This is a genomic window from Nostoc sphaeroides, assembly GCF_003443655.1.
Lineage (GTDB): Bacteria > Cyanobacteriota > Cyanobacteriia > Cyanobacteriales > Nostocaceae > Nostoc > Nostoc sphaeroides.
On the sequence record NZ_CP031941.1, the window covers coordinates 1,670,873 to 1,689,567 of the forward strand.

Sequence of the window (18,695 nt, forward strand, 5' to 3'; positions counted from 1 at the left end):
ATGCCCAATCCCCTAACTCCCCGCAACCATTGCAGGCATCAACACCGCATCAATAACGTGGATCACGCCATTGTCTGTCAAAATGTCTGTTTTGATGACATTGGCGTTATTTACCTTAAATTTCCCGTTGGCAGATTCAATAGCGACAATTGACCCTTCAAGCGTCTCTGCCTCATTAATCTGTACCAAATCATCAGACCGAACATCCCCACTAGCGATATGATATGCGACAATTTTCTGGAGCTTAGGGATATCTTGTAGTAGCGATTCTAAGGTTCCCTCTGGCAGATTGGCAAAGGCTTCGTCAGTTGGTGCAAATAATGTGAAAGAACCAGGACTTTTTAGAGTCTCTATGAAATTTGCAGCTTCAGCAGCCTTTACCAGCGTATTGAAGTTTCCCGCGTTGATAGCAGTTTCCACAAGGTCAGCCATAAGGGTGTGTGACTTTAGTCAGATAGTATTATAAGTAACTTATATTGACTAGAAAGCTCTTAGCCTCTATCAACAGAGAGGTTGCTAGCGATTAAATAGACAGTAGCAGATTTATCAGTACTGCTACACTGGGGAATGACCCCAAGAACCACTGATTATGCTAAAGCGTTCTAAGTTCGAGACAACTCAATCTCAGATTATGCACCGTTCTGAGGAGTTGATTAGTGCAGCCTCAAATCGTTACCGCATTACGGTTCAGGTGGCAAATCGTGCTAAACGTCGGCGTTATGAAGACTTTGAAAATAATGAAGATGCGATGATGAAGCCAGTACTAAGGGCAATTATCGAAATGTCCGATGAATTGACTCAGCCAGAAATTATTGGCGAACTATAAAAAAAGGCTTGATAAGAAGGTAGGATGAGCAAACATTTATCGTTCATTCAACCCCTACTCAAACCTTGGCAGACACTCACTGCTTTAATGGTAGTGGGTGTAATTGCTTTAGGTTCAGGGGCGGACAAATCCATAAGAAATTTATTTAGTATCCAACCTGCATACTCTCAGAGAATCACACCTAGCGATGTTTGGCAAGAAGTATATCAGCAATTGCCAGATTTACCACGAGAAAATAAGTATATCAGCAAAGAAAATGGTCAAGTTGCCGAAAACAACACCTTAGTAAGTCGCCTGATTACATATCACATTTATACCAAAGGGCGGGCCCCAATTTATCGTTTAGATTGGAAGCTGACTTTAGCTGATTACCTGGGTGCGAACGAAATTATGTATGATACTACCTATCCAGGCAATGAAACATTACGGGAAAATCCGATGGAAAGCGATCGCAAAGCCATCAAGAGTCTCACCCGCAGCCAACGAAATGCCCTAGTGCAAGTCTTAGTCAATATATTTAACCCAAGTTCCCAAAATACCCAATCTCCCAGCCCTAACACCACACCCAGCCCAACTACATCCACTCCCCCACAGCCACCCCAACGAGGAGGTGCCGAACTACTCAGGTAACGATAGAGTTATGAGTTATAAATCAATAACTCCTAACTCCTAACTCCTCACTCCTAACTAATTATGGAACGCCTTCTAAAAACCGGATATGGCTGGCGTATAGGTTGGAACCCCGATGCACCTCAATTTAAAGGTTTAGTGGGTACAGATGATTGGGCAATAGAGTTAACCGAAGCCGAGTTGAATGATTTTTGCCGTTTACTAGCACAGCTAGCAGACACCATGAAACAACTCGCAACAGAATTAATGGAAGAGGAAAAAATTGCTTGTGAAGCCGAAAGCGATTTATTATGGATGGAGGTAGAAGGCTATGCTCATGCTTACAGTCTGCGCTTCATCTTGAATACAGGGCGATGTGTAGAAGGTAAATGGGATGCTTCTGCTGTTCCAGATTTGCTGCAAGCTACTGGGATACTTAAGGTTTTTTAAATTAGCCTCTTGCTTATCCTAAAATTTTGCTGTATCATAGTAATTCTGACCGGGGCGTAGCGCAGCTTGGTAGCGCGCCACTTTGGGGTAGTGGAGGTCGTGGGTTCGAATCCCGCCGCTCCGATTGATGATAAGCCATACCTGCTAGTCTTTTCAAAAGATTGGCAGGTTTTTCAATCATGTCTGCGAAATGATACCAAATCCTTAGCACAAAATCATTCCAAAGCTTCACTACAAATAATAATCGGGATTGGCACAGACAGTGTAGGCAAACTATTATTATTCAGCCATTCGTGCATATTATGTTGACGGTAAATTTGCACCAATTGATTGAATAATTCCTGGCCGATGAAGCCATTACGTCGCAATATATTTAACTCTCGGTTGATTACTTGAGTTATGGAACTGCGAAACGCCTTTTCTAGAATATTGACTTGACCTTTTACTTCTTCCTCTGTAATTAATTTAAAAAATATTCTCAGTTCACGGAGAATATACCGTTGTCCTTGAGTCAAGCGCTGATTAAATTCTCGTTCTGCTTGGCGATGCTTCACCTCTTCTGCAAATTGACATTTAACACGCATCACAGCAGAGTTATGCTCTTTGCGAACTCTTAAGCTGGGAGTAGTAGAATCTGCTTTAATTGCACCCAGAATGCGGGGGATATCCCTAGAAACTATATTTCCTTCATCGTCTAATAAAAACAACTGCTGATAGCCTTTAATTTCAGGTCGATTGGGGTCTGAAGCTTCACAAAAAACGTATGTCCCCTTCTGCTGCATAGAGAATTTAGCTGTACGAATACCATGCGGTAAATTAGCAATCCGTTCAAATTCACCTGAATCTTCTTTTTGTAATTTTCTAAGAATTTCTTCAGCTTCATTTAAATCCAAGAAATCTTCTTCACTTTCTATATCCAAAAGGCTCAACTGTTTACCCTGTTGCTCATAAATAGCATACATAGCTTCTTCATTTAATTGTTCCGTAAGGTCAAGAATTGCAGCATCTTCACCAATAGAATCATGAATTTCTTGAATTCTGTTTTTGAGCTTTTGTTTCAACCCTAAATTTCGTTCAATGCCTAATTCAGGTAAAAAATTGTATCCATAAATTACATCTTTATCGCTACCAATTCTGTCAATTCGACCAAAACGCTGAATTAGTTTTACAGGGTTCCAATGCAAATCATAATTTATAATAAGGTCGCCATCTTGGAGGTTTAAACCTTCTGCTAATACATCGGTAGCAATGAGTGTATTAATTTCAGATTCACCCGGCTTAAACTTATATTCTTTATTGGCTTTAGGTGCAAATCTGCCAACTACACGAGTTTTATTCTTATTACTTCCGCTATAAATAACATCAATATCATCTTGCTGACCTTGCGGGTTTAAGTTTTCGTGTAGATATTTAGCAGTATCAGCATATTGAGTAAAAATCAGCCGCTTTTTATCTTTGAGTATAAGTTTATCTAACCAATTTATCAAAGTCTGTAATTTGGCATCTTTATCAGGTGTAATTGGTTCAACTAACGCCTGAATCTTTTTGAGTAGGTTAATATCATGCTCAATATGCTGTTGTAATTTCTCTCCATTAAAATCCGCCAAGTCATATTTACCAGACACCTGGCGTAAAACATCCATTAAATCTTGTTCTTCAGCTTGGTTATAATCTGCTGATAGTAATATTTGCGCTTCCTCTCCTGCGGGAATAAACCCTTGAGATAGTCCATTTAGAAACCTTTCATGGACTATCAATAATTTTTGAATAGTTTCTTGAAAGGCATAAACACTCGATTCAAAGCGCTTAAATAATAGCACCCGCATTAGTCCTCGCAGGTTAGCGCCAGCGCGTTGCAAAGTGTTATAAGGCTCTTGTTTTTGTTTGTCTTTTAAAACATAATTCCATAACCCATAACGAGCATAACTGAGTTCGTTGACTAGTGGTTTAGCCAGTTGACGCTTGCGAGATTTGCCTAAATATTGACGTAATTCCTGGTAAAGTCCTTGATAGGTGTCTTCGATGCTGTATTCAATGGTTTCTAGTTCTCGCTTGGGAAAAAATCGATGTTTACCACCGACAATTACGTAAGCGCGTCGGGTTCCGTCAAGGTATTCTCGAAAGTTAGATGAATCTACTACTTTTTGATGGGTTTGTGCATCAAAGCTGTAAAAACGTAAGATATGGTTGCGAGTACGACGAATGAGGATATGAGATAGTAACTCTGGTAATTTCTTTTCGCCCTTTTCCACTAACTGGAAGTATTGTTTTAAGTCGGGAGGGTCTATCGGTAAATCTGTTTTATCATCTTGATGGAATAGTTTTAGTTGGTAGTAGATATCCCAAGCGCTTTTATTGCGGGGAGTTGCTGTTAATAAGCAACAACGTTTACCTGTGGCTAAAAATGTTTCTACTACCTTATATCTTTGAGTAGTGTGATTTCGGAGATTATGGCTTTCGTCAATTAATACAAAATCTCTATCTTTATATTTAAAATCATCTAATAAAACTTTGAAGCCGCTTTCATCATCTTCTTTTAGCATTCCCATTGATAGAACACGGGCATTTAGTTGATAGACTTCATTGTAACGTTCCCACATTTCTAGCAGTGGTGCAGGACAAATAATTAAAGGACGGGCGCGTTCTGTTTGTTCAAAACGTTTGACAATTGCAGCCCCAATAAAACTTTTACCTAACCCAACGACATCAGAGACGAAAGCGCCGCCATAATCTCGGATATTTTGCACAGCATTATTAACAGCGACTTTTTGAAAATCTGCTAATTGTTTAGTAATTTCGTCTTCTAAAATCAAGTCTTTTGGGGTGGTATCTTCCAATCTATCTTTGACTAAACTATAGAGAGTTTTCATGTAAATATCATAGGGGCGCACTGGAGAACCCGCCCAAGATTGTTTCATTTCGCGCATCAATGCTTCATTAAAATCTTCCGCCTCGTTCCATAATTCTTCAAACCAGTTAGTTAATTCTGTATGATTATCGTTTCCGTGAATTATGACATTGAGTTCAGTATTATGGCTGATACCAGAAAGGGTAAGATTAGATGAGCCAACTATAGCAATACCTTTTTCTGTACGTTCTAAGGCTCTACCTTTGCCGTCATAGATAGTACCATAGTCAAAAATATAGGCTTTAGCGTGTAAAGTTCCCTTGGTGTAAACTCGAACATGAAGCCGTTTTTCTTCAATCATCTGCACGAGATTTTTTACCAGTGTTTCGGCTTCATCTGTTTGATCCATTAGTTCTATACTAGAACGGATATTGGCTGCTGTATCGTTAGCCATCCGTTTTTCTTCACTATGTTTAGGATATTTTTGAGCTTCAACTTTATCTACAATTAATTCTAGTCGCCGATATCCTTGGGCGATTTGTTCGACGGTTTCGCGGTTGCTGGTGTTACCAATTAGTAGGCGTAGTTCTTTAATGTTTGTGAGGCGTTGTGCAATGGCGGTGAAGCCAGAAAGGAAAAAGTAACCTACTGCAAAATGGGCTGCTGATGATGAGTCGAGAATGCAGTTGATTTGGTCTACTAATTTTTGATTGCGATTATCTATAATATCATGTATAGGCATAAGTTTTATAACTAGTAGTTGAATAAAATTATGAGCGATTCAGAACGTATAGAAAAACCTCACCCTGTCCTATCGGACATCCCTCTCCTTAGTAAGGAGAGGAACAGGTTTTGCATAGCAAAATCAGGGTGAGGTATCTCAGAGGCTGTGCGATAAACCTTAAATTAGGACATAAAATTTATTTAACGCAGCATATCCACAGTTCAAGATGCTAAAACTTCGCTGAGGATAATAACTGGTAAACCTGGAACATTACGAAAGCCTTTATCGTTGGTTATAAATTGGGTGCAATTAACAGATAAGGCTGTAGCTGCATGAATAGCATCGGGTGTTTTAAGATTGGTTCTAGCCCGGAGATTTGCAGCTTGTCTTAGGACAGGTTGGCTGATAGGAACTAGTTGCATATTTTCCGACAACAGCAGTTCTTCGTAAGCATTGAGTAAAAATGTATCATTGTTTCTCAAAGGGAGAACTAAAGCTTCCATCAATATGAGTTCACTACTAATAATTTGAATTTCTCCTGTCTGAAACTTTAACCATAGCGGTTGCAGCAGTGAATAATATTCAGGGTTCCACTCTACGCTATAAATCAGTACTGGTGTGTCTATATAGATAACGCCAGAAGAGGGAAGTATTAGCTGTCCCATGAATTACGTTCCTCTTGCAGCTGTCTATCTATTTCTTCAGCAGTTTTTGGTGTGCGTTTAGCGTGAACTTCTTCTATAATTTCTATTGCAGAACGCCGTTTGATTTTAGGCTTTTCTGGCAAAATCACAAATACATCAACGCTGTCACCAATCTCGGCTTCTGGAATTTCTATTTCTATTTTGTTTCCTGGTAAAACTTTAGTTGTGATGCGTAAAGCTGCTTGCATGATTTTTTCAACCTTATACAGTTAGGACATCTTCGTAAATATCTGCCATTGTTAGGGTTAACCCTATTGAGTTTAATTCTAGGTTATTACCTTTGCCTAATGTTTGCACTGACCAATTTCCTTGAGCATCCTGGTGATAAACTTCTACTTTGATTTCATCTTGAGAAACTAATACATATTCTTGCAAGTTTTCTAATGTTCGGTAATTAAGAAGTTTTTCTCGTCTGTCTGTTATTTCTGTGCTTGCTGATAGCACTTCTATAATTAAGTTAGGACGGGTTTTAAAATATCTTTCATTGTCTTGAGGGTCGGAGGTAACTACTATGTCGGGATAGTAGAATATGTCAGCTTTTTTTGTCTGAACTTTGACTTTCATATCTGAAACAAAAGCACGACAAGAACTCCCGCGCAGGTGAGGACGTAATAAGGCGATGATGTTACCTGCTATGAGATTATGTTCTTCGCTAGCACCCGCCATTGCGAAGATTTGTCCACCGAGATATTCATGGCGAATTTCGCTAGATTCTTCGGCTTTGAGATATTCTTCAACGGTGAGGAAGTTTACAGAGGATTGCATGGTTTTTTATCTCACGCACAGGCGCAGGGAAGGAGTTGGAAATCAGGAGTTTTGGAATAAGTTAACTCTCAATCCTATTTTAATTAGAGCAATCCTAATATTGCGTAGATTTTGCCTAAAAAATAAAAATATGTAGGTTGGGTTGAGGAACGAAACCCAACATTTAGCCGGGTTTGTTGGGTTTCGCAAAGCCTCAACCCAACCTACGAATATTCTTAACCGAGTAGTATTGAGAGTAATATTATCTAAGTTTTCAAAATTAACGAACCGCCAAGATGCCAAGAGCGCCAAGAAAAGAAAGAGAAGCTTTCACAAATGATTTAGGACTGCTATGTGAATTATAAATTATTACAGTCCATAAAGGGCGGCGACTCGTTCATCTATTTCTTTCTCCCATTTTTCACAGTTAACGCCTTTTGCATCTAGGCATTTTTGGACTAGTTTAGATATGGCTTCGCGTTCTGTATTAGAGACAGTTGGTATCGGAATTTTCTTTATATATGTACGTTTAAGACGAACACGTCCACCTTTTTCTGAATCTCCTAAAACAGCAGCTATTTGGCAAAGATAGTTCCATACATGGCTAGAGTTCAAGATGCCAAGTAAATACAAGTCGTTTAAAGGAATAATAAAGGCAGTCATATCAGCATAAATTCCTTTTAATTCAAGAGTAAATCTTGATTCTTTGGCAATATCAGGAAAAATAATTTTAGGTTTATTAAACTCAGCATAATAGGCAATATTATCTTGTATTTCATACCATTTATAAGAACCTGATTTTCTACCTAACCATTCTTTTGAGACAGGCCAATCACAAGGTTTTGGCTCTAACTGTGTTCGCCGCAGGGTGAGATAGGCTTTGATAGCTGGATAAGTATTTATATCAATACCTCTTCGAGTAAAAATTAGCCATTTATCCTGATAGTTAATTTTCCATTTGCGAACGTTATCACCTACAGCTAATGGCTTAATAATATCTACACTTTTAGGATCTTGTAAAATTAATTTTTTTCGTGTCTCTCCATCAATATGAAAGGCTTTATTAAAGCCTGTTTTTATGCCAGAATAAATTTTACCATTGACATACTCATCTAATGGAATTCCTGCCGCTTCCATTTTTCGTAGTCGATTGGCAGAATTACTATCTGTCAGTGTCCAGTTTGAACCTTGTAAAGCATCATTAGGCAAATTTTGTCCATTCTCTCTAATAACTTCAAGTACGTTAGGATATGGCGAATTTAACGTTTTTACCTGTGTAAATGTACTTGGAGTATTAGCATTTTTACTATTTTGGCTAATGAAAATCATTGGAAAAGTCGCAGCAGTTTTAAAAACTGGTAACTCTCCAAAGTCTGTAATACTGTGAATATCACAAGTTTCAGCAATGTGCTTTTTTAGCTTATCCCCATACTTAGCGCGAAACCACTTGTTAGGAGAAATAAACGTTAACATTCCACCTGACTTTAAAAGTTGCAAAGCACGGGCATAAAAGAAACAATATAAATCAGCCGTCCCAGTATAAACAGCCGGATACACTTTTTGTAGTGTTGGCTTTAAATGTTTAATCAATTCCTGTCTTACATAAGGCGGATTCGCTACCTGAATATCAAAACCACCATCTGCAAATACTTCTGCAAACTCTACCGCCCAATCAAACCCTGCAACTTGAGTGCTACCATGAGTAATTAGTGCAATTTGAGTTTTTAAATCATTAATTTCTTGCTCTAACTTCTGCTTCTTACCCCCTTCATGAGTTCGCATGTACTCAGCTTTTTTCTGACAAAATTGGCTGATAAACTCATGTCTAATCACTCCCGTTGTTGCAGGGCTAGGTGCAATCAAACTATCTCCCGCTTCAATTTTATATTTTAAGTTGGGTAATGGTGGCGGATTATCACCCTCATACTCTACAGCTAGCGATAGCCACAACCTTAACCGAGCAATATTGACTGCAAAAATGTCAATATCTACACCGTAAAGATTATTTTCAATAATATCTAATTTGCGCTGATATACAGTATTAGAATCTAGACCTTTGTTAGCAAATAAACATTGACGCAAATCTAATAACTCATGAAGCATTCCGAGTATATAAGCACCGCTTCCAGCCGCTAAGTCGCAACACTTGACGCGGCGCAATGCTTCTAAAATTGCTTCTGGATTCTTAATATTATCTGGATGATGTTCATCTACAAATTCTGATATACTATTACTGACTTCTCCTAATATCTGGGTTTTTAGATATCCCTTTAGTGCCTCACGACACATAAACGAAACTATCGGTTTTGGTGTATAATAACTGCCAGATTCATGCCTCCCTGTTACGAGTTCCTCGAATACTTTGCCTAACATTTCTGGGTCAACTGCTACCTCTACATCTAGCGGTGTACTCTCGGTGACGGTGAAAGCAAAACGTTGAAATAGGTTATGAATAATACTGTCTATACATTCATCTGAAACTATAATTTCATGATTTTTATCATCTTCATCTTGTTCAAATAAACCACCGTTGAGGTAGGGTACATGACCAATCAGGTCTTTCAGTAAACCTCCATTATTAATATTTGCTATATCATATTGTTGCGGATTATTCAATCCTAAAAAGAATAGGTGAGAAAGTCTATCTTTATAAAAGTTTTTATTTGATGTACTATCATCTTTTAGATAAGCTTCCCACAAAGCTGATAGATAATCTATGCTTCCTTGGAATTTTAGCCAACCTTTTTTCTGGATAAATCCAATGAACATGAGACGGTTAAATAACTTTTGGGTGAATAAGCGTTTACGTTCCTTGTCTGTGTTCCACTCAATTAATCCTTCGACTTTCTCAAAGGTTTTACGATACTCTCTAAAAAATTCTTGGGTGACAGCTTCAACATCAAACGCCTCATCATGAATTGTCTGAATATCTAAGGGTGATGCATTTGGATGTTTTTCTAAATCTAACAGACTGATTCTTTCTGTGGCTGTGCGTAATTGTTCGCCTTCTCCAACGGTAATGCGCCGGAATAGCTTGCGTTTTTGCAGGGTATTGTCATATTTTACATTGATAAAGTGCCACTGCGATCGCAATTTGTTAGAAAATACAAATAGTGCGTAAGGATGTTCTTTTAAAAGATAATCAATGACTCTTCTTTCACCTTGTCTTGATAAGTCTTCTGAACTCAAACGCGCATAAATAACGTGAAAAGCATTATTAGCACCACCAGACGCTAATAACAAGGGTTCATCTATCAGTTCATTAGCAACTACATCAGTCAATTTTCGCCGAGAAAGTTCTTTATTTACTCGTTCGTAGTTTAATTGACTCCAAAACAATTTTTTGAGTGCATCAAGACTTTTCAGGTTTTGAAGTGAATTTAATATAGACTCTTGCAGTTCTAATACAGGCATAAATATAAAGCTTGTGGCAGATGTGTATTTTTAGCAAAAACCGCACAGTAAACTCTCACCACGAGGCTTACACCTTGCAGGATTTTAAAATTTTTGAAGATATGAAAAATTGCCGCAAATCAGATACAAATCTGCTGCGTTTAAATTGTTCTATACCTCTAAATTAAAAAGAATTAATCTGTAATGAGATATTTATAGAAGTAGTATGTTTTAACAAAGCTACAAATTATATAAATTTAATTTACCTGGATGTTATTTTGTTCAGTAATTTCGCTGAATTAACATAAAATCAGTATAAAACCTTATAAAAGCTGGAGAGGCTGACAGTATAAAGCGTCATGCTGAAACTATAGGGCTTCTGGGTTGAGTGTAATACAGACCTAACCCCCAGCCCCTTCCCTTGTAGGGAAGGGGGGTAAGATTTTAAAGCTAGGGGCTACCGTGTACACATAAGTATTTTTGAGTGGTTCCACAGACTTTTAATCCCCCAACCCCTCTTGAAAAGCAAAGCTGTTTCATTTGCTCAAAAAAGACTTGTGTTCTGAATGAAAAGACTTGTGTTCTGAATGAAAAGACTTGTGTTCTGAATGAAAAGACTTGTGTTCTGAATGAAAAGACTTGTGTTCTGAATGAAAAGACTTGTGTTCTGAACGAAAGTCCTCGTGTTCTGAACGAAAGTCCTCGTGTTCTGAATGAAAAGACTTGTGTTCTGAACGAAAGTCCTCGTGTTCTGAACGAAAGTCCTCGTGTTCTGAACGAAAGTACTCGTGTGTACACCTTAGCCCTACTAGCATTGAGGAGTAAGATTCTAAAGCTTCTTTCCTAAAACGCAAGAAGTCAGGGTGTATTGCATACAAACGAGAAACGCTATAGGTAAGCTTGTAGCGGGAAGCGAGTAATAATAAAATTGCGTTCAGTCGGTAAATTATACCATTTCACTTTAATAATGATACAAATATGCTGGTAAGGGCATGGCAATGCCATGCCCCTACAAGAAATCTATATGTATCAGGATTTTGGTGAATTGGTATTACCTAAAAAATTTGGTATGTTACTCATGCTCAGACGCAAAAGCCGCCGTAAAATTTTCTCGGTGGCTATGCTTGTGCTTGTTATATGCTTTACTCTGTTAAGTGTGCGTTCATTTGGGCAAATAATTATGACATCAGCACCCCAATTGCTCACCGACCCATTTTTACAACTGCCAACTGATACCTCAGTGCAAGTAGTTTGGTTTACAGAGTTTGCTGGTGTTAATCACACAGTAACCTACGGTGAAAATCTTAAACAAACTGCTAAGGCAAATACTACCAAACTCAGTCGCACTCGTGAAGACCAGGAGTCAAGAGTTGCAAACCAAATCAAAGATGGACAAGTTTATCAAAAACCCGTCTGGCGTGATATTTGGCGACATGAGGCTGAGGTGATTGGGTTAACTCCTGGTTTGCGGGTAAATTATCGCATTACGAGTGTGCGAGAAGACGGCGAAACTGTTAACAGTGATGTTTTTACCCTCGCAGCTACTCCAAAAGCGGATACACCACTAAAAATTTTACTCACCTCTGACCATCAATTAAAGCCGATGACGGCAGCAAATCTGCAAAAGGTGGTAGAAACGGTTGGACGGGTTGATGGGGTGTGGTTTGCCGGTGATTTGGTGAATGTTAGCGATCGCGCCTCAGAATGGTTTGATGATAACAGTGGTAGTGCATTGTTTCCCGGTCTACAAGGTCGTGCTAAATATGACATGACACACGACGGTGTTAAGACTACCTACACTGGTGGACAAATAATTCAACATGCACCCATGTTTACTTGCATTGGCAATCATGAAGTGATGGGGCGATTTGCCAGAACAGGAAGTTTAAATGATGAATTTGATGATACAATTCCCCGTGCCGTTGCTCAAAGAATCTATCGGGAGAAATCTTTAATAGATAATTCTTTTAATACTAATACCTACGAGGAGATTTTCTCTTTACCAAAAAGTAAAGAGGGTGGAAAAAAGTATTATGCAGTCAGTTTTGGTGATGTGCGTTTGGTGGTACTGTACGCTACGAATATGTGGCGGACTCCCAGTTTAAATGGAAAGCATAAGGGTAGATATCGAGAAGCCGAAAGGGATTTAAATAATCCTGAAGATTGGGGTTATGGACAGGTAATTTATGAGCCAATTGCTAAAGGCAGCAAGCAGTATAATTGGCTAGAGGCAGAACTCAATAGCCCTGAGTTTAAACAAGCAAAATACAAAGTTGTGATGTTCCATCATCCACCCCATACTCTGGGTGATAATATAGTTCCTGCTTATACAGAACCAGTTCAAATAATTGAACGGGATGATAATAATATTAAAGCAGTGCGTTATGAGTACCCGAAAGATGCAGATTACATTATCCGCGATGTTGTACCAATACTTGAAACAGCTAATGTGCAATTGGTATTCTATGGGCATTCCCATTTGTGGAACCGCTTTGTTAGTCCCAGTGGAATGCACTTTCTAGAAACATCTAATGTAGGTAATACTTATGGCGCTGCTTGGGGTGATAGAAAGCGAGAAGTGCCAATTGGATATCAAGAGGATTATGTTAAGCTTGGTGATCCTAATGGGTTAGAACCGATAGTGCCAACAATTTCCCCTTTATTGGGTGAAGATGGAAAGGCAATGCCTTATATTTCGAGTAATGATATTACGGTTTTTAGTATCTTTGATACGGGGGCGGGTACGATAAGTAGTTATCGTTTTGATACTCGTAAACCTGATTCGGAAGTATTGAAGTTTGATGAGTTTAAGTTGAAATAGTCTTATAAACCAATACGCTTGGGTTAAGGCTAAAACTCTTTATCAAAGTCAATTTTTGAACGAACCGCCATCGCGTAGCGTCTCGTAAGAGTTGGACGCCAAGGACGCAAAGAGAAGGAAGAAATGCTTAGGGACTTCCAAATAAAAAAATATTCAATTATTGATTGTGGGGTGGGCATCTCGCCCGCCCAGTTTATATGGCGGGCAAGATGCCCACCCCACAAAATTAGATAATTTATTTTTTGGAGTTCCCTGAACTGAACTGTATTGGATTATAGACTAGCGATCGCATCGGCAATTAGTTTAGAAACAAAGGGCAAAATATCCCGACTCTTAGCCTGGGCTTTACCTTCAGTAAATACCACTAAGAGGTAAGGGCGTTGTTCTGGTATTTCAATATATGCGGCATCATGGCGAACTTGACTTGTCCAACCTGCTTTTGACCAAATTTGAGCATTTTCAGGGAGTCCACTACCTAAAAAACCTGTCACCTGATTTTCTTCAGTGTCAGTGGGTAAATCGTTGAGATTACGTTTGAGTAAAGCCATCATTGCTTGCGATCGCCCACTTGAAACCGCCACCCCACCTACAATACTATGTAGTAACCTAGCGATCGCATTTGTTGTTAACATATTGCGATTTTCCAGTAACTCTCCCGCAAACGCCCGTTCTCGTCCATAAGGGCCATCACCCCAAGTTTTTTGACAGACGTTAATCGTCTCCATTTCTTCCCAACCCAATGATTGGTAATAGCGGTTAACAATATTACGCTGATATTTCCAGGTTTCAAAGGGCCCGGTTGGTAATTCTGGCCCTGATGTGGTACCACTCAAAATATCCACAACCAAACTGGTAGCATCATTGCTAGAATCCACAATCATATCGCGCAAAGCTCTTTCCAACTCTTTGGAAGTGTTAGTCATCCCTTTTTCTAGCCATTCGTTTACCGCCACTAGGTAAAATAGCTTGACTACACTGGCGGGATAAATTCGTTCAACACCGCGATAAGTGAAACCACGAACTGGATGATCCCAAAAAGCGTTGGGAGTCAACGCACCACCAGTATTTACTAGCACTGGTGGATCGTAAACAACCCAAGTCAGGGCTATTTGATTCCGGGCTAAGGTCGGAAATTCTGCCCAAGTTGCATCTAAAATGCCATTGCCAAGATTTTCCAGTTGTTCGTCTTTATTAAAAAAAATCATTCTTTAGTAATGTCCTTTAATCTAAAATCCAAAATGGTTCGACTGAGCGAAACCGAAGTCCAAAATCCAAAATCAGGGGAGTATCAGTGTTTAGCTGACCTGAATTTATATGATTCTCCTGAATGTACGCGTTTAGCAACTCAAGCCGCATCTGGGCGACATTTATGGGTAACATCAAATCATCAAAATTTAGCGGTTGAGGTGTATTTGTGTGAAGATGACTATCCCGGATGGGTATCCCTTTCAGATTTTGATTCATTACAATCTGCTACTGTACATTATCAGGCTGCAACATTTTCTGAATCTGAAATTAAAAAACTGCTAGCGGAGGTTATCGCCTTTACCCAAAAAGCGATGCAACAATCTAATTATTACCTTTGGGGTGGTACGGTTGGGCCAAATTATGACTGTTCTGGGTTGATGCAGGCGGCGTTTGCTTCGGTGGGTATTTGGCTACCTAGAGATGCGTATCAGCAGGAAGGGTTCACTCAGCCAATTACTATTGCAGAATTAACAGCCGGGGATCTGGTATTTTTTGGAACTAGCCAAAAAGCCACCCATGTCGGGCTTTATTTGGCGGATGGTTATTACATTCATAGTTCTGGGAAAGATCAGGGACGGGATGGGATTGGAATTGATATTCTCTCGGAACAGGGAGATGCTGTTAGTCAGTCGTATTATCAGCAGCTGCGAGGTGCTGGTAGAGTTATCAAGAGTTACGAACCACAGAGACGCTGAGGGCACAGAGATATATGAGGAGTGGGTTAGTTGATCGAGGGTTGAGTGAGGAGAATGGGGCGATTTCGGCTATTGTCCCAGATGTTTCGGTGGTGCTACCAATACATGACGAGGTGGAAAGTTTGCCGCTTTTACTAGAAGCGATCGCATCTACTTTATCTTCTAGTCAGATAAATTATGAAATCATTTGTGTGGATGATGGTTCTACAGATGGTTCTGGGGATTTTCTTAAAGAACAGGCGCAAATCCGTACTGATTTAAAGGCGGTGATTTTGCGTCGCAACTACGGACAAACTGCGGCGATGGCTGCTGGATTTTATTATGCAGTCGGTAAAGCGATCGTTACTTTAGATGCTGATCTCCAGAATGATCCGGCTGATATCCCCATGTTATTAGCAAAGCTGGATGAGGGTTATGATTTGGTAAGTGGTTGGCGGCAAAAACGCCAAGATGGGGCTGTAAATCGGTTACTTCCTTCCAAAATTGCCAATTGGCTAATTCGCTATACTACTAGCGTGAATATTCATGACTATGGTTGTTCACTGAAGGCATATCGTGCAGAACTGTTGGCAGATATGAACCTCTACGGAGAATTACACCGATTTTTGCCAGCTTTGGCGTACATCGAAGGAGCTAGAATTACTGAAGTACCCGTGCGCCATCACGCCCGTCGCTTTGGTCGCAGTAAATATGGGATTTGGCGGACATTCCGCGTATTGATGGATTTGTTAACCATCCTGTTTATGAAAAAATTCCTCACCCGCCCAATGCACGTTTTTGGGCTGTTGGGCTTGATATCAATGGTTTCGGGAACTGCGATCGGAATTTACTTAACTTTCGTCAAATTAGCTTTAGGTGAGATGATTGGCAATCGCCCTTTGCTAATTTTAGCAGTTCTCCTACTGGTAACTGGAGTACAGTTATTTTGCTTTGGTCTTTTAGCAGAATTACTCATGCGTACATACCACGAATCCCAAGGACGGCCTATCTATCGCGTGCGAGAGGTAGTAGCAAAAAATATTAAGTAAGGTAACAATGGTCATGGGGCATTGGGCATTGGGCATTGGGAATTGGGGAAAGAATTCTTGTAACTCCTAACTCCTAACTCCTAACTCCTAACTATTGACAATTACATTGCATCTACTTTGAAAGCATTTAATACCTTTGACGCCGAACTGCGGCGCAACCTGCTAATTTTATTTACGGCAGGTTTATTATTCTGGTCAAGCATGTCTTCGCTCTTACCAACCCTACCACTTTACATCGATGATGTGGGCGCAAGTAAGCAAGAAATTGGGATTGTGATGGGCAGTTTCGCCATTGGCTTATTGCTATCTCGCCCGATGCTAGGACGGTTAGCCGATGAACGTGGTCGAAAAATTGTCTTGTTGATTGGTACGATAGTAGCTACGATCGCACCCTTCGGTTACTTGGCAACCAAATCAATTGGGCTATTAATCCTGGTGCGGATTTTTCACGGCATTAGTGTTGCCGCTTTTACCACTGGCTACAGTGCCTTAGTCGCAGATTTAGCTCCCAGTGAAACTCGTGGCGAAATCATTGGTTACATGACCTTAGCAACTCCCCTTGGTTTAGCAATTGGCCCTGCCTTGGGTGGATATTTGGAAGCTACAAGTACTTACGGGATATTATTTCTCTTCTGTGCCGAATTGGGTTTTATCGCTCTCTTGGAGATTGTACAAGTCATCAATCCGCCAGTGCAGACACAACAGCAAACAGAGGGAAATGATGTCTACGACGGGCTACGCCTACCTAACTTTTGGCAAATTTTGGGCAGTCCACGGGTAAAAGTTCCAACGATAGTTATGTTGTTGGTTGGTTTATCTATCGGTGCTGTACATACCTTTGTGTCGTTATTCCTCAAATCCACTGATGTGGACTTCAATGGCGGACTGTTTTTTACAGCTTCGGCAATTTCTAGTTTTAGTATCAGAGTATTTGCAGGTAAGGCGAGCGATCGCTTTGGTCGTGGTTTGTTTATCACCTTTGGTATTTTTTGCTACGTTTTAGCCTTAATACTGCTGTGGCAGGCTCACAGCGTGATGTTTTTCTTACTAGCTGCGATCGCTGAAGGTGCTGGTGGTGGTACACTCATCTCGATGATGGTCACGATGATGGCAGATCGGTCAATACCGCAAGAACGGGGGCAAGTTTTTGCTATATGTATAGCTGGGCTTGATATGGGAATTGCGATCGCTGCTCCGATTCTGGGTATCATCGCCGAACGGGTAGGCTACCGCGATATGTTTGGCTACGGTGCTGCGATCACTTCTATTGCACTTGTCCTTTTCCTCACCCAGTCGAGCAAAAACCTATCCAACTCCCTGCGCTTTGCACTAGGTCTAGCTCCAGATGACTACGCCTTGAAAAACTTAAAACTTAGGAGCGAGGAACTTTAACTCCTCACTCCTAACTTTCAACTCTTAACTTTTAAAAACGGGCGAGGAGGGATTCGAACCCCCGACACCGTGGTCCGTAGCCACGTGCTCTAGTCCACTGAGCTACACGCCCTCACCGACAATCTATGTTAACACGTTCTAACCAAATGGCGCAAGATAATTTTCCATCTAATTTTGCCAACTTAACCCATCTAGATCGCCAAGGGCAGGCGCAGATGGTAGATGTGTCTGATAAAGCACCTACCATCCGTCAAGCAGTAGCCGCAGCCAATGTGCGGATGCTGCCAGCCACCTTCGCTGCCATTCAAGCCGGAAATGTCCCAAAAGGGGATGTGTTGGCAACTGCAAGATTGGCTGGGATTATGGCAGCCAAGCAAACAGCCAATTTAATTCCTCTGTGTCATCCGTTGCCTTTACAAAAAATCGCAGTCGAAATTATACCCGATCCCCAACTACCTGGTTATCAAATTCAAGCCACAGTCAAAACTAAAGCTGAAACTGGTGTCGAGATGGAAGCCCTAACTGCCGTTTCTGTGGCTGCCCTGACTTTATACGATATGGCAAAAGCCTTAGAAAAGTCGATTCAAATTGAATCAATTCGTTTAATTAGTAAGAGTGGCGGTAAATCAGCAGATTATTCCTCACCAGAGCAATAAGCCTAAAAAAGTTAAATTTCTTTATTTCCACCAATAGCCAGTTGCTTTTTGCTGTGTTTCAACTGTTTCCAAAGCCCCCTAATTTGCTCGTAGGCTTCTTCTGGAGACAGCTTTCCACCTGTTTCTAGGCAAGTGATGTAACTAATTTTTTGGGCAAATTCTTGGAGGTTGGCATTAAATGCTAAGGTTTCTGGCTGGAAATTACCATAATATCGGCTACGAGGGTAAAGAAAGCTATTTTTGTCTTGCGAATTAAACTGTGTCATTAGTTTGTTGTCTGTAATTTTTTATTAAGAGTTCTAGTCTTGATTTTTTCTACGTGTAATTACACACTATAAAATTTCAATTCCAGAATAAGTTCATATTGTAATTAAAAATATATTTATATGGCTACTGTAAGAAGACAGAAATCATTATCCAGTTGAAAAAAGTTACAAAGTTTAGTTTGGAGGATTTATCCTTTTGTCCCATCTGGGCATAGGTAACAGCAACTATAGCCAATGTTCTGGCTTTAATTGACTGACCTTCACTTGGGTTATATACAGCAGCGCTCTAAT

16 protein-coding genes and 2 tRNA genes are annotated in these 18,695 nt (G+C 40.1%); 9 read left to right on the plus strand and 9 right to left on the minus strand.

What is annotated here, in order from left to right:
* Nucleotides 1-12: 12 nt before the first annotated feature.
* Nucleotides 13-432: a fasciclin domain-containing protein gene (locus tag D1367_RS07700; protein ID WP_118165392.1), complete on the minus strand. Its 420-nt coding sequence runs from the start codon at nt 430-432 to the stop codon at nt 13-15.
* A 157-nt stretch (nt 433-589) separates the two neighbouring features.
* Here D1367_RS07700 and D1367_RS07705 point away from each other — a divergent pair, with 157 nt between their 5' ends.
* The 4 genes from D1367_RS07705 to D1367_RS07720 all read left to right on the plus strand — a co-directional run bounded on the left by D1367_RS07705 (nt 590) and on the right by D1367_RS07720 (nt 2,009).
* Nucleotides 590-826, plus strand: a complete 237-nt coding sequence (locus D1367_RS07705; protein WP_100900204.1) for a DNA-directed RNA polymerase subunit omega — start codon at nt 590-592, stop codon at nt 824-826.
* A 24-nt stretch (nt 827-850) separates the two neighbouring features.
* Nucleotides 851-1,456, plus strand: coding sequence for a hypothetical protein (locus tag D1367_RS07710; RefSeq protein WP_118165394.1), 606 nt, complete (start codon nt 851-853; stop codon nt 1,454-1,456).
* A gap of 63 nt (nt 1,457-1,519) precedes the next feature.
* Nucleotides 1,520-1,885 (plus strand): DUF1818 family protein, encoded by a 366-nt coding sequence (locus D1367_RS07715; RefSeq protein WP_118165396.1) that lies wholly within the window; start codon nt 1,520-1,522, stop codon nt 1,883-1,885.
* A gap of 50 nt (nt 1,886-1,935) precedes the next feature.
* Nucleotides 1,936-2,009 (plus strand) — tRNA-Pro (locus D1367_RS07720).
* A 91-nt stretch (nt 2,010-2,100) separates the two neighbouring features.
* On the opposite strand, the gene D1367_RS07725 is transcribed toward D1367_RS07720, so the two are convergent.
* From D1367_RS07725 to D1367_RS07745, 5 genes are all read right to left on the minus strand, one after another.
* Nucleotides 2,101-5,475, minus strand: coding sequence for a helicase-related protein (locus tag D1367_RS07725; RefSeq protein WP_118165398.1), 3,375 nt, complete (start codon nt 5,473-5,475; stop codon nt 2,101-2,103).
* 203 nt (nt 5,476-5,678) lie between these two features.
* Nucleotides 5,679-6,122 (minus strand): type II toxin-antitoxin system VapC family toxin, encoded by a 444-nt coding sequence (locus D1367_RS07730; protein ID WP_118165400.1) that lies wholly within the window; start codon nt 6,120-6,122, stop codon nt 5,679-5,681.
* Nucleotides 6,110-6,349, minus strand: coding sequence for a hypothetical protein (locus D1367_RS07735; RefSeq protein WP_118165402.1), 240 nt, complete (start codon nt 6,347-6,349; stop codon nt 6,110-6,112). The genes D1367_RS07730 and D1367_RS07735 overlap by 13 nt, the downstream gene beginning before the upstream one ends.
* A gap of 13 nt (nt 6,350-6,362) precedes the next feature.
* On the minus strand, nt 6,363-6,926 hold the full coding sequence (locus tag D1367_RS07740; protein ID WP_118165404.1) for a Uma2 family endonuclease: 564 nt from the start codon (nt 6,924-6,926) through the stop codon (nt 6,363-6,365).
* A gap of 348 nt (nt 6,927-7,274) precedes the next feature.
* Entirely contained in the window at nt 7,275-10,319 is a 3,045-nt protein-coding gene (locus D1367_RS07745) for an Eco57I restriction-modification methylase domain-containing protein (protein WP_118165407.1), read from the minus strand.
* Nucleotides 10,320-11,478: 1,159 nt separating this feature from the next.
* Between D1367_RS07745 and D1367_RS07750 the strand changes: the two genes are divergently transcribed.
* Nucleotides 11,479-13,119, plus strand: a complete 1,641-nt coding sequence (locus tag D1367_RS07750) for a purple acid phosphatase family protein (RefSeq protein WP_410477590.1) — start codon at nt 11,479-11,481, stop codon at nt 13,117-13,119.
* Between the two features lie 272 nt (nt 13,120-13,391).
* Here the strand turns inward: D1367_RS07750 and D1367_RS07755 are convergent, their stop codons facing one another.
* Nucleotides 13,392-14,324 (minus strand): serine hydrolase, encoded by a 933-nt coding sequence (locus D1367_RS07755; protein WP_118165409.1) that lies wholly within the window; start codon nt 14,322-14,324, stop codon nt 13,392-13,394.
* Between the two features lie 9 nt (nt 14,325-14,333).
* Between D1367_RS07755 and D1367_RS07760 the strand changes: the two genes are divergently transcribed.
* From D1367_RS07760 to D1367_RS07770, 3 genes are all read left to right on the plus strand, one after another.
* Entirely contained in the window at nt 14,334-15,062 is a 729-nt protein-coding gene (locus tag D1367_RS07760; RefSeq protein ID WP_118165411.1) for a C40 family peptidase, read from the plus strand.
* 14 nt (nt 15,063-15,076) lie between these two features.
* Nucleotides 15,077-16,090 (plus strand): glycosyltransferase family 2 protein, encoded by a 1,014-nt coding sequence (locus tag D1367_RS07765; protein WP_118165413.1) that lies wholly within the window; start codon nt 15,077-15,079, stop codon nt 16,088-16,090.
* Nucleotides 16,091-16,207: 117 nt separating this feature from the next.
* Nucleotides 16,208-17,482, plus strand: coding sequence for an MFS transporter (locus D1367_RS07770; protein ID WP_118165415.1), 1,275 nt, complete (start codon nt 16,208-16,210; stop codon nt 17,480-17,482).
* Nucleotides 17,483-17,520: 38 nt separating this feature from the next.
* On the opposite strand, the gene D1367_RS07775 is transcribed toward D1367_RS07770, so the two are convergent.
* Nucleotides 17,521-17,594 (minus strand) — tRNA-Arg (locus D1367_RS07775).
* 34 nt (nt 17,595-17,628) lie between these two features.
* Here D1367_RS07775 and moaC point away from each other — a divergent pair.
* Nucleotides 17,629-18,138 carry a cyclic pyranopterin monophosphate synthase MoaC gene (moaC, locus tag D1367_RS07780; protein ID WP_118171202.1) on the plus strand — a complete coding sequence of 170 codons (510 nt, stop codon included), beginning with the start codon at nt 17,629-17,631 and terminating at the stop codon, nt 18,136-18,138.
* Between the two features lie 11 nt (nt 18,139-18,149).
* Here moaC and D1367_RS07785 read toward each other — a convergent pair whose 3' ends face one another.
* Nucleotides 18,150-18,404, minus strand: a complete 255-nt coding sequence (locus D1367_RS07785) for a DUF7219 family protein (protein ID WP_118165417.1) — start codon at nt 18,402-18,404, stop codon at nt 18,150-18,152.
* Nucleotides 18,405-18,695 lie beyond the last annotated feature (291 nt).